The following is a 21,941-nucleotide window of genomic DNA, read 5'->3' as shown; positions in this document are numbered from 1 at the left end:
CCATCAATCATGATATGGTAGGAGGCCGCGTTCTTTTTACTGATTCAACTCATCTTAAAGCCAATGCCAATAAACATAAATATACGAGAAAAACGATTGAACAAGATACCCAGAACTATATAAATGAATTAGAAGAAGCGATCCAAGAAGATCGGGTGGCACACGGAAAAAAGCCCTTAAAGGTAAAAGAGGAGGTGAAAACGAAAAAAGACATTCGTCAAAGTATGACTGACCCTGAGAGTGGCTATCTTTATCGTGAAAATAAACCGGAAGGCTTTTTCTACCTAGACCACCGTACAACGGATATGAAGTACAATATCATCACGGATGCCCATGTCACGCCCGGCAATATCCATGATTCTATTCCGTATCTTGATCGATTGGATCACCAAATCGCCCGATTTGGTTTTCAAGTAGAAGCTGTTGCCCTTGATTCTGGTTATTTGACAACCTCAATCTGTAAAGGTTTATCGGATCGCCATATTTTTGGTGTCATCGCACATAGACGCTTTCATCCAACAAGAGGATTATTTGAGAAGTGGAAATTTCAGTATGATTCTGAATCTGATCACTACATATGCCCAAATGGCGAGAAGCTATTATATACGACAACTGATCGAAAAGGTTATAGGTTCTACAAATCAGACCCTAAAAAATGCGTATCGTGTCCTTTCCTTAAGAGCTGTACAAGATCGAAAAATCATCAAAAAGTGATCTCAAGACATGTATGGGAGGAACACAAAGAAAAGATCAGACAAAATCGTCTGTCTGCCTCTGGAAAAGAGCTATATAAAAAAAGAAAAGAAAAAATAGAGCGAAGCTTTGCAGATTCAAAACAACTGCACGGGCTTCGCTACTGTCGGTTGAGGGGAAAACAAAACGTGAGTGAGCAAGTTCTCCTCACAGCTGCGTGCCAGAACATGAAGAAGATTGCCACACACCTAGCGAAGCTAGGCTAGGTGTGTGGGAGGCCTTTTTCATTAAATCCCATCAATCATAATTACGATGAAAATAAAAAAGATTGTAGAAAAACATGAGTTTCTCTACAATCTGACACCGCTTAATCGCGGTGTTTTTTTATGTTAAATCTGATTTTACGGTTATTTGTTCCGTGAGGCGGTAGGTGATGATCCAATACAAAAGGGCAATGGCACTGACAGAGGCACCAAATAAACATACCCCGATCCAGCCATCGTTTGCGTATATGCTGGTTGAAACAATAGAACCAGTCGCACTGCCGATGGAGTAAAAAATCATATAAGCAGCAGTAAGCCGGCTTCTCGCCTCAGACCGCACTGTGAAAATCATACTCTGGTTGGTCACGTGTACGGCCTGCACAGATAGGTCAAGAATGATAATACCGATGATCAATAAAATAAGTGAATATTCAGTGAAAAAGATAAAAAACCATGAAACGATTAATAGGACAAGGGCTATACAAGTTGTTAACTGTCCTAAGCCCCGATCAGCAAGGCTTCCAGCCCGAGCAGCGCCTAATGCTCCGGCAACTCCAGCAAGACCAAATGCACCAATCGCCGTATGTGAAAGATTGTATGGCGTGGTACTGAGGGGCAGCACGAGCGAAGTCCATAACGTACCAAACACAATAAAAATAAGAAGAGCCAGAATTCCACGGATGCGCAGGATTCGTTCTTGTCTGAACAATGTAAACATTGAACGAAGCAGGTTTGCATAGGATAATGACTCTCTTTCGCTGTCATCACCCGGGAGAATTCGGAACAACACGCCAGTTATGATAAGCATCATAATGGCAGAAACTAGGTAGACTGACCTCCAGCCGGCGAGATCGGTTAGTACACCAGCAAACGTTCGTGCGAGAAGAATCCCGATCACGATTCCACTTTGCACCAAGCCAACAATACGACCGCGCTCTTCTGGAGCGGCCCAAGTCGCTGCGAACGCTACGAGTACTTGAGTGACCACAGCAAGCAGTCCGACCACAGCTAATCCTATAAAGAGGACGGTGACGATAGGAGCGATGCCGACTAGAATGAGAGACAACACGGATAAAAGCATCTGACCAATGATGAGCCGGCGTCTATTCAATAGATCACCAAGTGGTACTATCAGTAGCAGCCCCAGCGCGTAACAAAGCTGAGTAATCGTAATGACCATGCCAATGGATGAATAGGTGATACCAAACTCGGATGCGAGGGAGTCTAATAACGGTTGTGCAAAGTATATGTTTGCAACTGCCATCCCGCAGGCTATCGCAAACAGCAGTGCCATATAGCGAGTCATCGTTGATCTCGGTTTGATTGGTAAATGAGTCGTTTCGATATCAAGATGTTCAATGGAAGTGATTTTTTCTTTCACCATGTATTTCATCGTCTCCTTTTGTACTAAAAAGTATAATATACTGGTCGGTATATTATGATTCATGTTAAGGATAACCAACAAAACGTTTTAAAGTCAAGACTTTGATACAGTTAATTGATGCTGATCTTGAGAGGGTAAGGCAATTTGACATTAGTACGTCAATAAAATAAAATTATAATGTACCGATTGGTAACCAAATAGAGAATCATATCAAGAAATAGATGGCTGACTTTGTGAAGAAATTTTATTGTTGAAATGAGGAATTGCTGATGGTTCGACAACGGGAATTTGATAAGGAAAAAGCGTTGGATGAGGCAATGGTGCTTTTTTGGGAAAAGGGGTATAGGGCCACTACATTAAGCGATTTGACTGCAAAAATGGGAATACAGCGGCCAAGCTTATACTCAGCTTTTGGAGATAAAGAGGAATTATTTGAGGCCGCATTACGCAAATATACAAAGCAGCATGCTGGCCATATTCGAACAAAACTTCAAAGCAATCTTTCTGCAAAGGAAGCATTTCATGCATTATTTGCAGATTTAGTAGAAGAGGAATATAGAGATGGTCCGAGTAAAGGATGTTTTTGCATCAATACAATAGTGGAACTTGCGCCACACGAAGAGAAATTTGAAATTCTTACAAGAGAGCATCAGATGTATCTTTCGGTCATTTTTGAAGAAAGGATTGTTCAAGGTATTCGCTCGGGTGAGCTCGAAAGCAGTCTGAATGCTAAAGCTTTAGCACAGACACTGGTCGTTTCTTTCATTGGACTTACCGTCCTCATGAAATCTCGTCCAGAGCGTTCATTTGTAGATCATTCTGTAGCGACGATACTTTCCATATTGAAATAAACAGTCTACGTGGAAAACAGTCAATATAGGGAAAGCGTATTTTGATCAAGCTATCAAAACACGCTTTTTCTTTTAGGACAGTTATGGACAGAACTCGATTTTGTGATATGATAAGAGAACAAATATTCGCATTTGTGGGTGTCGCCACATTCAACTGAAAAACAGATGTCAATGCAAATTAAAAAAGCGTGTTTCATGCTGAAAGAAAGCAGGAGATAATTTGAAACCATTAACAAAAGAAGAAAAAAATCAAATGATGATTGCCATTCAGCGTTACTTTGCCGAAGAACGAGAAGAAGAGATTGGTGAATTAGCAGCCATTAATATACTAGAATTTATCACAAAAGATCTTGGAAGTTACTATTATAATCAAGGGGTTCGTGACAGCCGGAACATTGCTGTTCAGAGATCGCAATTGTTAGAGGAAGATCTATTCGCACTCGAAAAAAGATGATCATCAATGGTGTGCGCCCTACTAACGGATAAAGAGGAAAGAGACCCCCTTAATAAAGAACGCATATTCGTATCATATGTAATGATGAAAAGGTGGAACCAAAGGTCCAACTCAATCGTTATATAAGTAACCATTAATGGAAATCAGCTTTTTTGGTTTTATTTCATCAAAAGAAGGAATAAAACATACAAATAGGCGAAGTGCAGATGATGGAGGTTCTAAATATGGGGAAAATTAAATTGAAAATTGCCGTCTTATTTGTTTTACTGCTTTGTTTAGGCGCAGGTTATTTATACATGAATGGCATGAAAATTGAAGATGTGCCAACAGCCATTGGTGAAAGCTTAACAAATAATGATAAAGATTATACCATCTATGAATATACCATTACGAAAATTGATGGAGATGAATATTACGGTCAAGCAAAAAACGGCACAAAAATCATTTTTAATGGAAAGAAATTCGAAGATGATGTGGCCGACTTGAAGAAAGGCGATCGTATTAAAGCCTACTTTAGTAATGAAAAAAGAATAGATGGACTTATAAAAGTAGTAAAAGTCGTTAATTAACAAGTCTCCTTTCCTATAAGGAGACTTTTTTGTGAGAAATCTTGATTGTTGCATTTGACAACAAGGATCGCTATAATAGCCCCTAAGGACAGCTAAATATCGATTGTATCCTTCGGGGCAGGGTGAAAATCCCGACCGACGGTAATAAAGCAAATGCTTTACAGCCCGTGACCCGTTAATTTATTAACGGTTGATTCAGTGAAAAGCTGAAGCCGACAGTGAAAGTCTGGATGGGAGAAGGATAAAGAAAGCTATGAACGAAAAATATTTGTTGATCATAGTTTTATTTCTGATGCAAAAAAGCCAAAGCCCCGGAATTTTTTCCGGGGCTTTCTGTATGTACATGTAGTTAATAGACCGGCATGCAGTGTTTATTAGGTGATCCCTCATCTACCTTGTATGGACCTTAAAAAGCGACGAAGGTGCTCAATCGATCACATGTCCCTAACATCGCTTTTTTATAAAGTGAGAAATACAAATGAAAAGAAAGGGAGGATCACATGTTTACGGGGATAATTGAAGAAGTTGGCACCGTACAGTCATTAAGTAAAAAGTCAGCAGATGCCATGGAAATTGTCATTAAGTGCAGCCGTGTGCTAGAAGATGTTCACCTCGGAGACAGTATTGCGATCAATGGTGTATGTCTTACAGTCACAAGCTTTACAAAAGCACAGTTCGCAGCAGATGTGATGCCAGAGACGGTCAAAGCGACATCACTGGATCAGCTGACATCAGGCAGTCCAGTGAATTTAGAGCGGGCCATGTCCTCGAATGGACGATTCGGCGGCCATTTTGTCTCAGGCCATGTTGACGGAACGGCAGTCATTACCCGAATAGAAAAGAAAAGTAATGCCATTTACTATGATTTGGAGATGGACAAGACCCTCACAGATATGCTCACGCAAAAGGGTTCGATCGCAATAGATGGTGTCAGCTTAACCATTTTCGATTTGCAAGATTCACATGTCACAGTCTCTATTATTCCTCATACACTTGAAGGAACTATTTTCCCGACTAAATCTATGGGAGAGATTGTGAATATAGAGTGTGACATGATCGGCAAATACATTTATCGCTTTTTAACAAAAGAACAAGGCGAAAAGCAGCCATCCCGATTGACCCCATCATTTTTAAAAGAGCACGGATTCTAGGAGGCGATTGTATGTATCATTCAGTAGAAGAAGCAGTAGATGCTCTAAAAGAAGGAGAAATCATTATCGTAGTGGATGATGAAGACAGAGAGAATGAAGGAGATTTTGTGGCACTTGCTGAGCATGCCACGCCTGAAGTTATTAACTTTATGGCTTTACATGGAAGAGGCCTCATTTGTACACCGGTCCATATGTCGATCGCCAAACACCTGAACCTGCATCCAATGGTAGAACAAAATACAGATGCACACCATACAGCATTTACAGTGAGCATCGATCATGTGACAACGACGACTGGTATTAGTGCTTTTGAGCGCTCTGCGACCATGCTTGCCATGTTAAATAAAGACGCAACACCAGAAGAATTTGCCCGCCCAGGTCATGTGTTTCCGCTCATTGCAAAAGAGGGCGGTGTACTAGAAAGACCAGGACATACAGAGGCGGCGGTAGATCTTGCGAAACTGGCAGGTTCAGAGCCAGCGGGTGTCATATGTGAAATTATGAATGTAGATGGCACAATGGCGCGCGTCCCTGAACTAAAAGAGATCCAAAAACAGCACGGTTTAAAGATGCTGACAATCGAAGCATTGCAGACATATTTAAACAATAACGAAACAGCAACTATCGAAACAAAATAAAAATCACAAAAAAGGATGATCAACATATGAATACAATACAAGGGCATGTAGTAGCAGAAGGACTAAAATTTGCAATCGTCGTCGCGAGATTTAATGACTTTATTACAAGTAAACTGCTTGACGGAGCAGAAGATACATTGCTCAGACACGGAGCAAACGGTGACGATATTGATGTCGTGTGGGTACCGGGTGCTTTTGAAATTCCGTACATGGCAAAAAAACTAGCTGAAACAGAGAAATACGATGCCGTCATTACACTAGGAACCGTAATCCGGGGCGCAACAACTCACTACGATTATGTTTGTAATGAAGCCGCTAAAGGAATTGCTCAAAGTGCCATGTCAACAGGGGTACCGATTATCTTTGGTGTACTAACAACAGAATCCATTGAACAAGCCATCGAAAGAGCCGGCACAAAAGCTGGAAATAAAGGCAGCGAATCGGCTGCAGCTGCCATTGAAATGGCGAATCTCAATCGAACCTTTCGTTAATTTAGTGAAAAAGAGTTTAAAAACGGTATAAAAATGTTTATAATGTGTGATGAGCAAATGATTCGTGAGACATTTGCTGGACATTAGGATAATTTGAATATTGAGGGGTATATATGTTAATTCGTTATAAGAGGTCTTTTGAAAAAATTGCCATGGGGCTACTCTCCTTCATGCCGGGTGAGAAAGACGTCAAACAGCTTCAGCAGACGATGAAGTCATATGAAATGGATGAAAATCGGCAGCTGTTCCTTTGGAAAGATGGCGAGGATATCGTAGGTGCCATTGGTGTGTTGAAAACAGACGACCAAGTACAAATCGAGCATATTAGTGTGAATCCATCCCATCGAGATCAAGGAATCGGCAAGGAAATGGTTTTAGCCGTGGAAGAGGTATTCAAAACCAAAACACTCATTCCAAATGAATTAACGCAAGGCTTCTTTCATAAGTGTCACAGCGAAACAAATTAAATATCACACATGTAAAAGCAGAGGCTACAGTCCTCTGCTTTTTTTACGTTCGATCTGCTTTTTTCGTTCAAGCAATACATCTGTCCGGTCACGCAGTCTATGTTTTTCGATCAAAAATGTGTGGGATAAGTTGCTCTCCTGTCCAAAGGTCAGTCCTTCTTTTTGAGCCATTTCTTGGCATAAAGAAAGAAGCGCTTGATCTTTGATCGGGAGCAACACACTTTCGTAGGGCATGTCTTCATTCATTTTCTTCTTTAGCGTTCTCAGAAGTATGAGAAACGCCTCATCATCTAGACCGAGGTTCGCTAATACGGGCCGGTTTGCTTCCAGCAAGTGGAGGCTGTTTGAAATGAGCCGTTTTGCCCCTTTTCCATTTCCCCGTCTTTGATGATACAAAGCAACGGCAAGCTGAATGAAACCAACCCAATATTCTTTGCGCTGCTCAGGCGGGTCTTCCTTCCAATATTCCTCAAGAATTTCATGACACTCAAAATAATCCCTTGTCGTATGAAATTCATGTAAAAAAGCCACGTACGCTTCAGGATACACAGTGGTCATCTCCTTTTCCACTCTCAGTCTAACATATTGAAAAGAAAAGAAGAAAGAGCGCCCTTCGTGAAAGGACGCTCTGTTTCTTTAATAAACCCAAGCCGCGCCAACGATGATCAGCAAGATGAAAAGCACGACAATAAGCGCGAAACCTCCGCCAAAGTTATAGCCATCTCCCATAATGATACGGCCTCCTTTTTCATCAGTTCTGTTTACAATGGTATTCTATGTATAAATGCCCTGAGTGGTATGGGCGAAACCACTGTTTTTCTTGTTTTGCCTAGGACATCATGGTCGAAATTATATTGGACGAGAGCTTTATCCTGTCTTATACTAAAGGTTAGCCGGTGAAACGGTACTTAGAAGACAGTAGAAATGGTGAGAAAAAAATGCTGGAATATCAGGTGAAAATAGATTCGTTTGAAGGTCCTTTGGACTTACTTTTACATTTAATCAACCGGTTGGAAATCGATATTTATGATATTCCCGTTGCTAAAATTACGGAGCAGTATTTATTATATGTCCACACAATGAGGGAGCTTGAACTTGATGTGGCAAGTGAATATTTGGTGATGGCTGCAACCCTCCTGAGTATTAAAAGCAGAATGCTCCTTCCGAAACAAGAGGAAGAGCTATTTGATGAAGACCTGCTCGAAGAGGAAGAGGACCCTCGAGAAGAGCTGATTGGCAAATTGATTGAATACCGCAAGTATAAAAATGCAGCACAAGAACTAAAGGAACGCGAGGAAGAAAGGCAAAATGCCTTTACAAAACCTCCGAGTGATTTAAGCGAATTTGCAAAAGAATCGGAAGTGAAGGACACAAACTTACATGTCACGGTGTATGATATGTTAGGTGCGTTCCAAAAGGTATTGAACCGAAAAAAAATAACGAAACCAGCACCATCTAAGATTACAAGACAAGAAATCCCGATTGAAGACAAAATGAATGAGATTATGAACCATTTAAGAAAAACGAAAAAGCGGACCAATTTCATGACTCTATTTCAACATGATCAAAAGGAGCACCTTGTCGTGACGTTTCTTGCTGTTCTCGAATTGATGAAAAGTCATCAAATCATGTTAGAGCAGGAAGGAAACTTTGAAGACATTTATATAATAGGGAGTGAAACGATTCATGACGCTTGATATCGTGAATTGGAAAGCCATCATAGAAGCGCTGCTGTATGCAGCAGGTGACGAAGGCTTAACAAAAAAACAGCTCATGTCTGTTCTTGAAGTAGAAGAGGCAGCATTACTCGACATGATGTCTGCCGTAAAGGAAGAATATCAAAAACAAGAACGAGGGATTGAGCTCATTGAATATGCAGATTCATATATGCTGCTGACGAAAAAAGAATACAGCATTTATTTGAAAAAATTAGTCGAGACCCCATCCAAAGGTTTGTCACAGGCAGCGCTTGAGGTACTCGCAATCGTTTCTTATAAACAGCCGATCACACGCAGTGAGGTAGAGGAGATCAGAGGAGTCAAATCAGAGCGGGTGCTTCATAGTTTAGTAGCCAAAGCACTGCTCTGTGAAGTAGGACGTGCCGATGGCCCGGGGCGAGCGATTCTTTATGGGACAACGCCTACCTTTTTAGAGCAGTTTGGCTTAAAGGCCTTGGATGAATTACCTCCGCTGCCAGAGAATGTGGAAGCAGATGGTGTACAAGAAGAGGCTGATCTATTTTTTGAAAACTTCAATCAAACATTCGAAGAGATAAAATAGTTCAAAAGAATGAAAAATGTATGATAAAATATAAAAAAGATTTTAGGTCTAACATCTATTGATGTCAGATAAAATGGTAATAAAGCCATGAGGGGAAGGTAAACACGAAACAAATGGCACATATGAATGTAAAGGCTCAAGTTGATCAAGCAGGCGTCTTTTTATCAAAGGTTGCAACTGAAATGAATGGTTTTCTGAACGAAGCTACCTTATCAAGCATGAAACGATTAAACCCTGAAGCGGAAGCCTATTATTGTGACATGTTGAGTACATTACGGAAGCTTGCAGTGTACAGCGAGGATGCAGCGGCAGTTTGCAGGAAAATCAGCCAGCAGCAGACATTCCCGCAGCAAGCCGCGCAGCAGACGCTTCACCGTATTTATCATCAATGTATTGAAGAATTTTTTACGCCGAAAAAGGATACATGGTATGAAGACAGCCGTTCCGCGTATACAGGAAAGGGCAGCATTGTTTTCCACCATGAAGTATCCGCTGATATGAAACGATTATTTTCTTCATTAGAAAACGATTTTTTAGCGATGAGAGAAGAGCTAGAATATACGACATCTCATCAGCAAATGAAAATGGTATAGCAAGAGGAAAAAGTGTCTCTACATATAGAGACGCTTTTTTTTATGGACGAGGCATCATAACTTTTTCAGGCGCGCATACACTTGTACAAAACGGACAAGGACGTGAATGAACATGCCCTATTTAAAAATTGGAACAGCAGTCCTTCTTCTATTTACACTCTTACTGCCTTTTTCCTCACATGCCAAAGCAGACATATCATTATCTGTGAGTGCAAGAAGCGCCATTTTAATAGATGGACAGTCAGGCAGAGTCCTATTTGGAAAGGACGAGCATGAAAAAAGGAGAATCGCCAGTATTACGAAAATTATGACGGCGGTATTAGCCATTGAATCAGGAAAAATGAAAGACACCGTCAAGGTATCAAAACGCGCGATTCAAGCAGAGGGCTCATCGCTCTATTTAAAAGAAGGGCAGAAGGTGAGCTTAGAAGACTTAACGTACGGGCTTATGCTGCGTTCTGGAAATGATGCAGCTGTTGCCATTGCAGAGCATGTGGGCGGCAGCTTAGAAGGATTTATTTTTATGATGAATCAAAAAGCGTCTGAACTAGGAATGGAGAATACAAATTTTCAAAATCCGCATGGACTCGATGATCATAAACATCATTATTCATCAGCCTATGACATGGCCATCTTAACAAAATACGCCATGGAGCATAAACAATATCAAAAAATTGCGGGCACGACTTTCTATAAAGCGAAAACGATGGAAGGCTATTGGAAAAATAAAAACAAGCTCCTCACTGGTTTATATCAATATTCAACTGGGGGGAAAACGGGATATACGAAGCTTGCAAAACGCACACTTGTCTCTACAGCTGCAAAAGGGGATGCGGCGCTGATCGCTGTGACCATTAATGCCCCAGATGACTGGAAGGATCATATCTCTATGTTTGAATATGCATTTGATCACTATAAAACGTACGTACTTACTGAAAAAGGAAGACTCGCTTCGTTAAAAGGAACCTTTTACGAAAAAAAAGCATTTATCAAGCGTGATGTGGACTATTTTTTAAATGAAGATGAGAAAAAGCTAGTGGAAATTGAAACGGAAATGCTTACCCCTCAAAAGAAGTGGGAAAAAAACGCCGAAGCCATCCCGGATGTTGTAGGGAAAATGACATTTTTATTAGATGGCCAGGTGATCGAGCAAGTGCCGATTTTTTATGAAAATAAACGAAATCGAATGCCTCAAAAAAGCTTTCAAGAAATGTTTAAGTCTGTCTTTCAGACATCTATAGGCGGATCTTCATGGTCAATCTAATTTGGGTATTCCTCACTGTCATCGGTCTTGTGTATGCGATGTTCAACGGAACGATGGAGGAAGTAAACGAAGCTGTATTTAAGGGCTCAAAAGAAGCAGTTACCATTTCAATTGGTCTGATTAGTGTCCTCGTTTTTTGGCTCGGACTGATGAAGATTGCAGAAGAGGCAGGTTTGTTAAATTTCTTTAGTAAATTGTGCCGTCCCTTTATTTCAAAGCTATTTCCGGATATTCCGCCTAACCATCCCGCAATGGGATATATTTTGTCCAACCTTATGGCGAATTTCTTTGGTCTCGGGAATGCCGCAACACCGCTTGGGATTAAAGCAATGGAGCAGATGAAAGCATTAAACGGCGGAAAAAATGAAGCAAGCCGGTCCATGATTACATTTTTAGCGGTCAACACATCCTCTATTACACTTGTGCCAACAACCGTCATTGCGATTAGAATGACCTATGGTGCAGATCAGCCAACAGACATTGTAGGCCCAACCATTTTGGCAACACTCATTTCAGGAATCGGTGCAATTCTCATTGATCGCTATTTCCACTATCGCAGAAGCAGGCGGGGGTGATCTCGTGTCATTTATTAACTGGCTGTCACTTGCTTTGATCCCACTGATCATCGCAGGAATTTTAATTGCGGGAACCATTAAAAAGGTACCGACCTATGAAACATTTGTCGAGGGCGGGAAAGAGGGCATTCAAATTGCCTTTTCAATCATTCCTTATTTAGTCGGCATGCTTGTAGCCATTACGATATTCCGTGCGTCTGGTGCGCTTGACTTCGTCATGGGACTGTTAAAACCCGTGTTTACAGCGATCGGCTTCCCGGCAGAAGTGGTGCCGCTTGCGTTTATTCGTCCGATATCTGGCACGGCCGCACTCGGGATGACATCAGACCTCATTGCGACATATGGACCAGATTCTTTTATCGGACAGCTCGCAGCTGTCATGCAAGGGTCAACTGACACCACCCTATACATTTTAACGGTCTATTTTGGAGCAGTCGGTATTAAAAAGATGGGGGATGCGCTGAAAGTAGGACTGTTAGCGGACCTCATTGGAATCATTGCATCTGTCATCATCGTCAGTTTGTTATTTAGCGGCGCCTAATGAGGCGCTTTTTTGTATTTCGTGGATGGAAAATCGCTTTTTAGCTGAAATTAGACAGACGAATCGCTTATTTTTCCACGAATGCTTGTTTGTTTTAAGTCAAGCAAGTAAGATAGTACATGAGGTGAAAGACAAATGGAACGTTTACAGAAAGTAATTGCACATGCAGGCGTCGCTTCTAGACGAAAGGCTGAAGAATTAATTAAAGAAGGACGAGTTACCGTTAATGGTCAAACAGTGACAGAGCTCGGAGTAAAAGTGGGCTCTTCAGATAAAATTGAAGTCAACGGATTAAAGCTTGAAAGAGAAGAACCGGTTTACTTTATGCTTTATAAACCGCGCGGCGTCATTTCAGCTGCTGAGGATGATAAAGGACGTAAGGTCGTCACAGATTTCTTTGATGACGTCCCGCAGCGCCTTTATCCAATCGGCCGCTTAGATTATGATACGAGCGGTTTGATTTTAATTACAAATGACGGGGAATTTGCCCATAAGCTCATGCATCCGAAATATGAAATTGATAAAACGTATGCAGCGAAGCTAAAAGGCATCCCATCAAAGGAATTGCTTAGAAAGCTAGAAAAAGGGATCATGTTAGATCATAAAAAGACAGCGCGTGCTCGTGCCAAAATGCTTTCTATCGATAAACGAAAGCAGACATCTATCGTTCAATTAACCATTCATGAAGGCAGAAACAGACAAGTGCGCCGCATGTTTGAAGCGATCGGTCATGATGTGTTAAAGCTAAAAAGAGAGCAATATGCGTTCCTTCATATTGAAGGCATGAGACCAGGAGACCGCAGAGAATTAACACCGCATGAAGTAAAGCGCCTGAGAGCAATTGCAGATCACGGGAAAAGCGCTTTTTAATTTTCACATAAACTTCAAAAAATGAAGAAGCATCAAAAGAAGGAGAATGCTATAATTTACCTGAATGTCTATGGGGAAGGGGTACTTTAGATGAAAAAAAGACGGTTTTTCATACGGACGGGCATTCTCCTCGTGATGCTTGCTGCACTATGTTATACGATGTATAACTCAGTATTTGCCAAACAGGATCGGGTCAAAGAAGGATCTATTGCGCCAAACTTTGTCCTTCAATCTGTGGATGGGGAACAGATTGAATTAAAGGACTTAAAAGGCAAAGGCATCTTTCTAAATTTTTGGGGGACCTGGTGTGGTCCGTGTAAACAAGAATTCCCTTATATGTCGAATCAGTATGAAGTGTTCAAGAATCGCGGTGTGGAAATTGTTGCAGTCAATGTTGCGGAATCCAATATTGCCGTTAAGAATTTTATGGAATCCTATGGCGTGAATTTTCCTGTTGCGATGGACAAAGATCGTCAAGTGACAGAGGCATATGATATTGGGCAGTTGCCAACTACGCTTTTAATTAATCCTGAAGGCAAGGTAATCAAAGTCATAAAGGGGACCATGACAGAACGTAATGTCTATGAATATATGCATTTGATTAAACCAAAGGGGTCATAGAATGAAAGAGGTAAAGTGCGAGTGTGGACATATTAATCCAATCGGTACTGTTTTATGTGAATCATGCGGGAATCCTATTGCGGCTAAAGAGAAAAACTCTTCAAAGCTGCTTGATATGAGATATGACGGCAGTGCGAGACGCTCGCAAACATACAACAAAACGATTGTGGATAAAGTATGGAACTTTTTTTCTTCCGTTAAAGTGGGTGTGTGGCTGATTGTTATTACACTGCTTGCTTCCTCACTAGGAACCATTTTTCCGCAGGAGCGGTTTATTCCGCCAGGTGCATCTGCTTCCACCTATTATGAAGAGCAATATGGGTCGTTTGGTAAGCTGTATTACATACTTGGATTCCATGATCTTTATAATTCTTGGTGGTTTTTAGCTTTAGTCGCATCAATCGGAATCTCCCTTGTCATTTGCAGTCTCGACCGGGTCATTCCTCTTTATCGGGCACTTAAAAACCAAGGGGTTATCAAAAAAGAAGGCTTTATGAGAAGACAGCGTCTGTTCAGTGAAACAGACAAAACGTTAGATCAGCATACATATGAAGGCATCATAAGAGCAATGAAACAAAAGCGTTACCGGGTACGAGAAGAAAACGGACATATTTTAGCTGAAAAAGGCCGCTTTTCACGCTGGGGGCCTTACGTCAATCACATTGGATTAATCATCTTTCTCATTGGATCGATGCTCCGGTTTGTCCCAGGCATGTACGTGGATGAAACGCTCTGGGTCAGAGAAGGTGAAACGGCCCCAATCCCAGGCACAGATGGTCAATACTTCTTGAAAAATAATGCGTTTTCAATTGACCGCTATGAAACTGGAAATGAAAAAAAAGTGTTTGAGAATGCGATTGAAAGAGCTGGCGACGGTCAAGTGGTGAAAAGTTATAAAACCGATGCCACTTTATACAAACGTGAAGGGGAAGTTGTGTTTGGTGAAAAGCCCAAGCTGAAGCAGGTAACAGAACACGATATCAAAGTGAACGAACCGCTCAAGTTTGATCATTTCTCATTATATCAAGTGGATTTTAAACAAAATGAACTCGATCAAATGGTCTTTCAACTGATTCGTAAAGATACAGAAAAATCTTTCGGAACAGTGAAGATTAATCTGCTGGAGCCTAAGTCAGAATATGATCTTGGTAGCGGTTACAAAGTCAAAGTGATGAGCTATCTCCCTGATTTTTATTTTGACGATGATGGAACGCCGAGTACGAAAACAAGGAATCCAAATAATCCTGCTTTCGTGTTTGAAATGATTTCTCCTGAAAAGCCTAAAGGTGAAAAAAGCTTTGTGGCGATTCAAGAGACAGTAGAAGGCTCTGATAACAACATATATAAAATGAAGTTTGATCGAGTGGAAACGAAAAACGTCACGGGATTGACGGTTAGAAAAGATTTAACTCTCGGGGTGCTCATCGTAGGCGGGATTATCTTCATGATTGGTGTCGTGCAGGGGATGTATTGGCAGCATAGAAGAATTTGGCTGTCTGCAAAGGATGGAAAAGTATTTGTGGCAGGACACACAAACAAAAACTGGTTCGGCTTAAAGTCTGATCTCAACGTGTTACTAAGTGACAGTGGCATCAAACAGCCAGTTGATCAAAAAGAACTGCCTGATACAACAAGTATCAGCAAAAGCAAGGGGGAAGGATTAGATGGCAGCAGTCAGTGAAAACCTGTTATTTGCAGCTTTTCTATTGTATTTAGCGGCAGTTCCTTTTTTTGGTGGTGCCATTAAAGGAAAAAAGCAAGTTGATGGACCGCGCAGGAATAAGGCAGCACTTATCGGCATTACGCTCACCATCATCGGTTTTTTAAGCCAATTTGGCTATTTTATTTCAAGGTGGATGGCGTCTGGTCATGCACCAGTCAGTAATTTGTTTGAATTCACAACCGCTTTTGGCATGATGCTTGTGCTCGCATTCATCATTTTATATTTTGTGTATCAAGTGTCTGTACTTGGTTTATTTACACTTCCAATCGCTTTATTGATTATTGCCTATGCAAGTATGTTCCCATCAGATATTTCACCGCTGATTCCTTCACTACAAAGTAATTGGCTTTATATTCACGTGACAACAGCAGCACTTGGGCAAGCCATTTTAGCGATCAGCTTTGTGGCAGGTGTCATCTTCCTATTAAAGCATGTCGATCAAACAAAGCCAGGGAAGAAGACATTTGGTTTAGAGCTCGTCATGTTTATGATTGTTGTTACACTTGCATTTATCGCTGTCACGTCCATCTTTAGAATGACAGGGTACGAGGCAAAATTTAATTGGGTCGATAAAAATAAAGAGGAAAGTGTGATGGTCTATGAGCTGCCAGCACTAGTTGGACCTCATAAAGGAGAGCTTGTGACGCAAGATCGTTTGGAACCATTTGTTGATTTGCCGCCTGTTTTTTCAGGAAGAAAGGTCAATACGGTGTTATGGTCATTCGGCACGGGGCTGATCTTGTATGGACTGATTCGGTTGATCATTCGCAAACGACTCAGCGCTCTGCTTCAACCGCTTGTGAAGCAGGTGAACCTAGATTTAGTCGATGAAATTGGATACAGGGCTGTTTCCATTGGTTTCCCTGTATTTGCGTTAGGCGGGCTGATTTTTGCAATGATCTGGGCGCAAATTGCCTGGACTCGGTTCTGGGGCTGGGACCCGAAGGAAGTATGGGCATTGATTACGTTTCTCTTTTATGCAGCCTACCTTCACCTTCGCTTATCCAGGGGCTGGCATGGCGAAAAGTCCGCTTGGCTAGCTGTCATCGGATTCGCCATCATTATGTTTAATCTCATCTTTGTCAATCTTGTGATTGCAGGGCTTCATTCTTACGCTTAATCACATGAAAAAGGCCAACTTTTTATGAATCGATTTGGCTTTTTGTTAAAATGAATGTAACAACGGAGAAAGCAGGAGGATTGTCTAATGGAACACACAACTCAAACGAAAATATTAGTCGTAGATGATGAGGCAAGAATTCGCCGCCTTTTAAAAATGTACTTAGAACGTGAAAATTATGAAATCGATGAAGCAGAAAATGGAGATGAGGCGATTCAAAAAGGACTCCAAACAGATTATGACCTCATTTTACTCGATTTAATGATGCCTGGGACAGATGGAATCGAAGTGTGTAATCAAATTCGAGACAAAAAAGCGACTCCAATCATTATGCTGACGGCAAAAGGAGAAGAAGCCAACCGCGTCCAAGGGTTTGAGGCAGGAACGGATGACTATATCGTAAAACCTTTTAGCCCGCGTGAAGTTGTTTTACGTGTAAAGGCATTGCTCAGAAGATCTTCTCAAACGTCTTATCTCAATACTGGGACAACAACAAAAGATGTACTTGTGTTTTCTCATCTTTCAATTGACCACGATGCGCATAGAGTGACGGCTGATGGCAAAGAAGTCAGTCTCACGCCGAAGGAATATGAGCTTTTATATTTCCTTGCGAAAACACCGGATAAGGTTTATGACAGAGAGAAGCTGTTAAAAGAAGTATGGCAGTATGAATTCTTTGGAGACTTGAGAACAGTCGATACCCACGTCAAACGACTTCGCGAAAAGCTGAATAAAGTGTCACCAGAAGCTGCGAAAAAAATCGTGACGGTATGGGGTGTCGGGTACAAATTTGAGGTCGGCGCTGAATGAAACTGTGGAAAAGTGTCGTTGGAAAGCTATGGTTAACCATTCTCTTCCTCGTCCTGATCGTTTTATCTATTTTAACCGTGCTTCTTTTAGAGTTCATTGAGAATTACCATGTAGAAGAAGCAAAGTCAGATTTAACTCAAATGGCAAACAAAGTAGCGGTCATTTTAGAAAGCCATGAGGATCAATCGCTCGCAAGGTCGATTACATCAGAGCTTGCTGACAAATTGACGAGTATTGCGATTATCCAAGAGGACGGGCTAGAGTGGTATTCGTCTGAAAAAGACGGGAAGCTTCCTGCGATTACAAAGAAACAAATTGAAGCGGACAGTGATTTAAATCAAGCACTAAAAGATCGTAAAAAAATCAGTAAACGTGCAGAACCAAATGCAGGCAATCAGAAAGATGAACGAATTGTCGTCGGTGTTCCATTTGAGGCAAACGGAAAAAAAGGCATGGTCTTTCTTTCTCAATCATTACTCGCTGTAGAACAAACAACGAAACATACGACGCGTTATATCTTCCTAGCAGCCGGAATTGCCATTATTCTGACCACTATCTTCGCTTTCTTCTTATCAACACGTGTCACCTATCCTCTCAGAAAGATGAGAGAGGGGGCACAGGATCTGGCGAAAGGGAAATTTGATACCAAGATTCCTATATTAACGCAAGACGAAATTGGAGAACTGGCCATCGCCTTTAATCAAATGGGCAAGCAGCTTAAATTCCATATCACAGCCTTAAATCAAGAAAAAGAACATTTGTCCAACATTTTAAGCAGTATGGCTGATGGTGTCATCACCATCAATATTGATGGAACGATTCTCATGACGAATCCTCCTGCAGAACGATTCTTGCAGGCATGGTATTACGAGCAAAATATGAAGATCAAAGATGGAGATGAACTGCCACCAGAAGCGAGAGAACTGTTTCATACAGCCGTCAGCACAGAAAAAGAGCAAATGATCGAAGTCACGCTGCAAGGACGTACTTGGGTTCTTCTCATGACCCCGCTTTATAATCAGCAGGATGTCAGGGGAGCAGTTGCGGTCCTTCGTGATATGACAGAGGAACGAAGACTTGATAAGCTGAGAAAAGACTTCATTGCCAATGTCAGTCATGAACTTCGTACTCCAATTGCCATGCTGCAAGGGTATAGTGAGGCGATTGTAGATGATATTGCAGGCTCAGAAGAGGAAAAGAAAGAGATTGCGCAAATTATCTACGACGAATCACTTCGAATGGGACGTCTTGTGAATGACCTTCTAGATCTAGCGAGAATGGAAGCGGGCCATATTACACTTAATCTTGAATCGACAGATACAGAAGAGCTGACCGAGAAGATTTACCGCAAGTTTCTCGGTATTGCGAAAGAAAAACAAGTTGATCTCACATATGACATTCAAGTGGATGAACCGCACTTTGTACTCGATCCGGATAAGATTGAGCAGGTGTTTACGAATCTCATTGATAACGCCATTCGTCATACACCAGAGGACGGAGAGGTTCACTTCTCGGTTCAATCGGTGGAAAGCGGTCTGAAAATGGATGTAAAAGATTCGGGAAGCGGAATCCCGGAAGAGGATCTGCCATTTATTTTCGAACGTTTCTATAAAGCGGATAAGGCAAGAACAAGAGGGCGTTCTGGTACTGGGCTTGGTCTTGCGATTGTGAAGAACATCGTAGAGGCGCATCAAGGCTCCATTCATGCACATAGCAAAGCGGGTACAGGTACACACTTTACCTTTTATATTCCGAGAAAAAAGCAGGAACTCGTCTAATCCTGACGAAGAATCTTGTTACATGAGAAACACTTCTTTTCGAAAAAAAGAAGTGTCAGCGTGTAGACAAACCCTCGCATTCGTTGTCAGGTCTGCGCTCCGGTGCTCACGAATGTCAAATTCGCTCCGCTCCGGTACTCGTCCTTCCTAGACTGCAAAGGTTTTCTATCACGCTGAAAAGAAGACAAAGAGCTAAAATAAAGATCATTTTAGCTCTTTGTCAACAATCTGGCACTTCTTTTCGAAAAAAAGAAGTGTTTTTTTATTTTCATATTTTTAAGGAGAAGTTAAACAAAAAGCCCTTCCCAAATTGTTGAACTTGTAATATATTTGTCATAAAGTTGTAATGTAACGTTTTGTAAGAGTCAATCGACAAAAATAAGTGAACGGAGGGGTTTCCTATGCATGAAACCTTTCAAAAAATATATGATTCGTACCATCAAGATTTGTACCAGTTTTTATTTTATATGGTTAAAGATAAAAATCAGGCAGAGGATCTCGTTCAGGAGGTTTACATCCGGGTACTTCACTCATATAAAACTTTTGAAGGAAGAAGCAGCGAGAAAACTTGGCTGTTTTCAATTGCAAGGCATGTGGCGATTGATTGGTTTCGCAAACAGCAAACCATTAGACAACGGGTACTCGGCACGTTTGATTGGGATAAGCAGGATGTAAAGGACCCAGACTTGCTCCCAGACGAACTAGCTGTACAGGATGAAAATGTAAAAGAAATCTATGCCGCACTTGATCATTGCACAATTGATCAACGAGCTGTCATCATTTTAAGATTTATCCAGGGCTACTCAATCATGGAGACGGCAAAGGCGCTAAAGTTCTCGGAAAGCAAAGTCAAAACAACGCAGCACCGAGGCCTGAAAGTGCTCCGAAAACATATGGAGCTTTTGAAGGAGGAGCTAGTGAATGAAAACGAACAGGTCCGATTGGAGCGAAGAACGAATCAAGGTGTTACTAAGTCAGCTTCCAAAGGTGGAGGACAACCGTTCATCTAAGCAGATATACCAGCAGATGCTGATGGCAAGCGGGCAGAAAAAGAAAAGTGCCAAATGGATCGGTCCAGCGGTCGCAACCGTTGTGGTTTTATTTATGGCGTTTTTGATTTCTCCTCATTTATTTCAACCGGCTGCTCAAGATCATCATAAGCAAGTGGAAACAAGTGCTGACAAAAGTCAGGTGAACGCCACATTAGAGGCGGTCAAACAGACTGATGGGCCCTCACACGTTGTTTCTCGTAAGCAGCAGCAAAAGTATATGACCATTGCATACATAGATGAATCAACCTCTCAGGTAGTTCCAATTAGCATTGAAAAAGAGGATGAGTATGATCATTTGCAAGAAATGATGAACACATATGGGCAGGTGCAGCTGCCTGAAATGACAAAACCTCTTCAATCTTATATTGATATGGTAGATCTTCGAGAAAAAGGAGATACACTCATCTTTCAGTTAAAAAATGATTTGTCCCTCGATACGTTAAAAGAAGCCAACCGGTTTAAAGATATGGTAAAAGAAACGCTAAAATGGAGTAAGTATAAGCGGGTACAGGTCAAGACATCCAAAGGTTCTCAACTTCAATTAGGAGCAAATGGCCGCATTGGAACAATGTCGATTGAGAAACAAACAAAGCACGCTTATTATGTTTTAGACAACAAAAGCGGGACTTTTTTAGTGCCTTCAAAAACCCATTATCCTTCGTATGAAGATGCGGTAGAGGCCATGAAGCGGACAAGTGATGCCGGACTTGATCCATTAATTAAAGATGAATCGATTAAAGAAGTGACGACTAAAGGAAAACATGTGACTATCACGTTTGGAGCATCAGCGCAATTATCGGACTCAAATGATCATATTCTACTCATTGAAGGTCTGCTGCTCTCAGCGAAAGATTTTGGTTTTACAGAGGTCACCATTCAACAGGCGGGGGCAGATCAAGTTGGTCCATATGAATTAGAAGAACCCATAGAGGTGCCGGCTCTGCCGAATCCAGTTGTTATAAGAGACCGTTAAAGGACGCAAGAAATTGCGTTCTTTTTTGATGTATAGAAAATAGCTTCCTTGCTGTATACTAAGCTGTCATAAAAAGAACCTCAAAGAAGGGGAGTCACTGATGAAAAGGTATTGCTTCATATGTGCCAGCTGTTTTTTGCTGTTGATTTTTTCGCCTTTTGCTCATGCACAGAAAACAAGCGAATGGGTGGAGCCCATAAAAGGAGAAGTCACGGATTTGTTTGGGACAAGAGGTGGCTCGCACAAGGGATTAGATATAGCTGCGCCTGAAGGAGAATCCATATTTGCTGCAAGTGAAGGTGTGGTCTCGCGTTCGTATGTATCTGCTACATATGGAGAGGTTGTGTTTATCCAGCATCCAAATGGATATGAAACCGTCTATGCTCATTTACACGAGCGTTTTGTTAAAAAGGATGACCATGTAGAAGCAGGACAGCCGATCGGCATTATCGGCAACACAGGGGCTTCTAGAGGCACTCATTTGCATTTTGAGGTGCACAAGGGTAATTGGTCAGTCAGTAAAGAAGATGCGGTAGATCCACTCACAATCATTGCGATGGACCGTTTCCAAGAGCCGGCTCTTCATGTAAACGGGCAAGAAAAAAATACATATCTCATTAAACAAGGAGATACTCTTTGGTCGATTGCAAAGGCGCACGAGATGACTGTGGAACAATTGAAAAAAATCAATGAGCTTACTACTCATCTCATCCGAACGGGAGACCGTTTAATGATTTCAACAAAATAAACCTCATGCAAATGCATGAGGTTTAACATTAT

At 41.4% G+C, this 21,941-nt stretch carries 25 protein-coding genes, 1 pseudogene and 1 riboswitch; of the genes and pseudogenes, 23 read left to right on the top strand and 3 right to left on the bottom strand.

The genetic code is table 11. The annotated features are described in order from the left end of the window. A partial coding sequence (locus C6348_RS06160; RefSeq protein WP_106042335.1) for an IS1182 family transposase occupies positions 1-959 on the top strand: 959 nt, incomplete at its 5' end. Positions 960-1,077: 118 nt separating this feature from the next. Here the strand turns inward: C6348_RS06160 and C6348_RS06155 are convergent. After that, positions 1,078-2,340 (bottom strand): MFS transporter, encoded by a 1,263-nt coding sequence (locus tag C6348_RS06155; RefSeq protein WP_106042307.1) that lies wholly within the window; start codon positions 2,338-2,340, stop codon positions 1,078-1,080. A 269-nt stretch (positions 2,341-2,609) separates the two neighbouring features. On the opposite strand from C6348_RS06155, the gene C6348_RS06150 reads away from it, so the two are divergent. The 7 genes and pseudogenes from C6348_RS06150 to C6348_RS06115 all read left to right on the top strand — a co-directional run bounded on the left by C6348_RS06150 (position 2,610) and on the right by C6348_RS06115 (position 6,961). Further along, positions 2,610-3,191 (top strand): TetR/AcrR family transcriptional regulator, encoded by a 582-nt coding sequence (locus C6348_RS06150; RefSeq protein WP_034661130.1) that lies wholly within the window; start codon positions 2,610-2,612, stop codon positions 3,189-3,191. A gap of 220 nt (positions 3,192-3,411) precedes the next feature. Further along, a complete protein-coding gene (locus C6348_RS06140) occupies positions 3,412-3,645 on the top strand; it encodes a DUF2164 domain-containing protein (protein ID WP_106042306.1) in 234 nt (77 codons plus the stop codon). Between the two features lie 224 nt (positions 3,646-3,869). Further along, on the top strand, positions 3,870-4,214 hold the full coding sequence (locus tag C6348_RS06135; protein ID WP_034318777.1) for a hypothetical protein: 345 nt from the start codon (positions 3,870-3,872) through the stop codon (positions 4,212-4,214). Between the two features lie 104 nt (positions 4,215-4,318). Next, positions 4,319-4,460: riboswitch (FMN riboswitch) on the top strand. 254 nt (positions 4,461-4,714) lie between these two features. Beyond that, a complete protein-coding gene (gene ribE / locus C6348_RS06130) occupies positions 4,715-5,365 on the top strand; it encodes a riboflavin synthase (protein WP_060596762.1) in 651 nt (216 codons plus the stop codon). 11 nt (positions 5,366-5,376) lie between these two features. After that, a pseudogene (gene ribB / locus C6348_RS06125) lies at positions 5,377-5,982 on the top strand (3,4-dihydroxy-2-butanone-4-phosphate synthase); the annotation flags it as partial. 47 nt (positions 5,983-6,029) lie between these two features. Beyond that, on the top strand, positions 6,030-6,494 hold the full coding sequence (gene ribH, locus C6348_RS06120; RefSeq protein WP_012010433.1) for a 6,7-dimethyl-8-ribityllumazine synthase: 465 nt from the start codon (positions 6,030-6,032) through the stop codon (positions 6,492-6,494). Positions 6,495-6,607: 113 nt separating this feature from the next. Next, complete coding sequence (locus C6348_RS06115; RefSeq protein ID WP_003215830.1) at positions 6,608-6,961, top strand: GNAT family N-acetyltransferase; 354 nt, start codon at positions 6,608-6,610, stop codon at positions 6,959-6,961. A gap of 24 nt (positions 6,962-6,985) precedes the next feature. On the opposite strand, the gene C6348_RS06110 is transcribed toward C6348_RS06115, so the two are convergent. After that, complete coding sequence (locus tag C6348_RS06110; RefSeq protein ID WP_034661127.1) at positions 6,986-7,510, bottom strand: DUF309 domain-containing protein; 525 nt, start codon at positions 7,508-7,510, stop codon at positions 6,986-6,988. 87 nt (positions 7,511-7,597) lie between these two features. Next, entirely contained in the window at positions 7,598-7,690 is a 93-nt protein-coding gene (locus C6348_RS06105; RefSeq protein ID WP_012010430.1) for a YjcZ family sporulation protein, read from the bottom strand. A gap of 209 nt (positions 7,691-7,899) precedes the next feature. On the opposite strand from C6348_RS06105, the gene C6348_RS06100 reads away from it, so the two are divergent. From C6348_RS06100 to C6348_RS06030, 15 genes are all read left to right on the top strand, one after another. Then, positions 7,900-8,658 (top strand): segregation/condensation protein A, encoded by a 759-nt coding sequence (locus C6348_RS06100; RefSeq protein WP_034661986.1) that lies wholly within the window; start codon positions 7,900-7,902, stop codon positions 8,656-8,658. Beyond that, the gene (gene scpB, locus C6348_RS06095; RefSeq protein ID WP_034661126.1) at positions 8,648-9,241 is read left to right on the top strand and encodes an SMC-Scp complex subunit ScpB; all 594 of its coding nucleotides are present in this window, start codon (positions 8,648-8,650) and stop codon (positions 9,239-9,241) included. Before C6348_RS06100 ends, scpB begins: the two co-directional genes overlap by 11 nt. 113 nt (positions 9,242-9,354) lie before the next feature. Then, a complete protein-coding gene (locus tag C6348_RS06090; protein ID WP_106042303.1) occupies positions 9,355-9,834 on the top strand; it encodes a YpuI family protein in 480 nt (159 codons plus the stop codon). Positions 9,835-9,946: 112 nt separating this feature from the next. Beyond that, positions 9,947-11,098: a D-alanyl-D-alanine carboxypeptidase family protein gene (locus C6348_RS06085; RefSeq protein ID WP_106042301.1), complete on the top strand. Its 1,152-nt coding sequence runs from the start codon at positions 9,947-9,949 to the stop codon at positions 11,096-11,098. Then, entirely contained in the window at positions 11,086-11,673 is a 588-nt protein-coding gene (locus tag C6348_RS06080) for a nucleoside recognition domain-containing protein (RefSeq protein WP_012010425.1), read from the top strand. Before C6348_RS06085 ends, C6348_RS06080 begins: the two co-directional genes overlap by 13 nt. A 4-nt stretch (positions 11,674-11,677) precedes the next feature. Next, positions 11,678-12,214 carry a spore maturation protein gene (locus tag C6348_RS06075; RefSeq protein ID WP_003216139.1) on the top strand — a complete coding sequence of 179 codons (537 nt, stop codon included), beginning with the start codon at positions 11,678-11,680 and terminating at the stop codon, positions 12,212-12,214. 135 nt (positions 12,215-12,349) lie between these two features. Continuing rightward, a complete protein-coding gene (gene rluB / locus C6348_RS06070; RefSeq protein WP_034620508.1) occupies positions 12,350-13,084 on the top strand; it encodes a 23S rRNA pseudouridine(2605) synthase RluB in 735 nt (244 codons plus the stop codon). A 90-nt stretch (positions 13,085-13,174) separates the two neighbouring features. Then, positions 13,175-13,705 (top strand): thiol-disulfide oxidoreductase ResA, encoded by a 531-nt coding sequence (gene resA / locus C6348_RS06065; RefSeq protein WP_106042299.1) that lies wholly within the window; start codon positions 13,175-13,177, stop codon positions 13,703-13,705. A 1-nt stretch (position 13,706) separates the two neighbouring features. Next, a complete protein-coding gene (gene resB, locus C6348_RS06060) occupies positions 13,707-15,386 on the top strand; it encodes a cytochrome c biogenesis protein ResB (protein ID WP_106042297.1) in 1,680 nt (559 codons plus the stop codon). Continuing rightward, the gene (gene ccsB / locus C6348_RS06055) at positions 15,370-16,548 is read left to right on the top strand and encodes a c-type cytochrome biogenesis protein CcsB (RefSeq protein WP_034661119.1); all 1,179 of its coding nucleotides are present in this window, start codon (positions 15,370-15,372) and stop codon (positions 16,546-16,548) included. The genes resB and ccsB overlap by 17 nt, the downstream gene beginning before the upstream one ends. A gap of 87 nt (positions 16,549-16,635) precedes the next feature. Beyond that, a complete protein-coding gene (locus C6348_RS06050) occupies positions 16,636-17,358 on the top strand; it encodes a response regulator transcription factor (RefSeq protein ID WP_003215596.1) in 723 nt (240 codons plus the stop codon). Beyond that, positions 17,355-19,136 carry an ATP-binding protein gene (locus C6348_RS06045; RefSeq protein ID WP_106042295.1) on the top strand — a complete coding sequence of 594 codons (1,782 nt, stop codon included), beginning with the start codon at positions 17,355-17,357 and terminating at the stop codon, positions 19,134-19,136. The genes C6348_RS06050 and C6348_RS06045 overlap by 4 nt, the downstream gene beginning before the upstream one ends. A 401-nt stretch (positions 19,137-19,537) precedes the next feature. Further along, entirely contained in the window at positions 19,538-20,146 is a 609-nt protein-coding gene (gene sigX / locus C6348_RS06040) for an RNA polymerase sigma factor SigX (protein WP_034318821.1), read from the top strand. Continuing rightward, positions 20,058-21,161: a sigma X negative regulator gene (locus C6348_RS06035; RefSeq protein ID WP_106042294.1), complete on the top strand. Its 1,104-nt coding sequence runs from the start codon at positions 20,058-20,060 to the stop codon at positions 21,159-21,161. Before sigX ends, C6348_RS06035 begins: the two co-directional genes overlap by 89 nt. Positions 21,162-21,261: 100 nt before the next feature. Beyond that, positions 21,262-21,909 (top strand): M23 family metallopeptidase, encoded by a 648-nt coding sequence (locus C6348_RS06030; RefSeq protein ID WP_106042292.1) that lies wholly within the window; start codon positions 21,262-21,264, stop codon positions 21,907-21,909. Positions 21,910-21,941 lie beyond the last annotated feature (32 nt).

The organism is Bacillus sp. YBWC18 (assembly GCF_002998775.1).
Taxonomy (GTDB): Bacteria; Bacillota; Bacilli; order Bacillales; family Bacillaceae; genus Bacillus.
The sequence above is the reverse complement of the archived record's forward strand: the minus strand, read 5'-3'. Positions and strand labels throughout refer to the sequence as shown.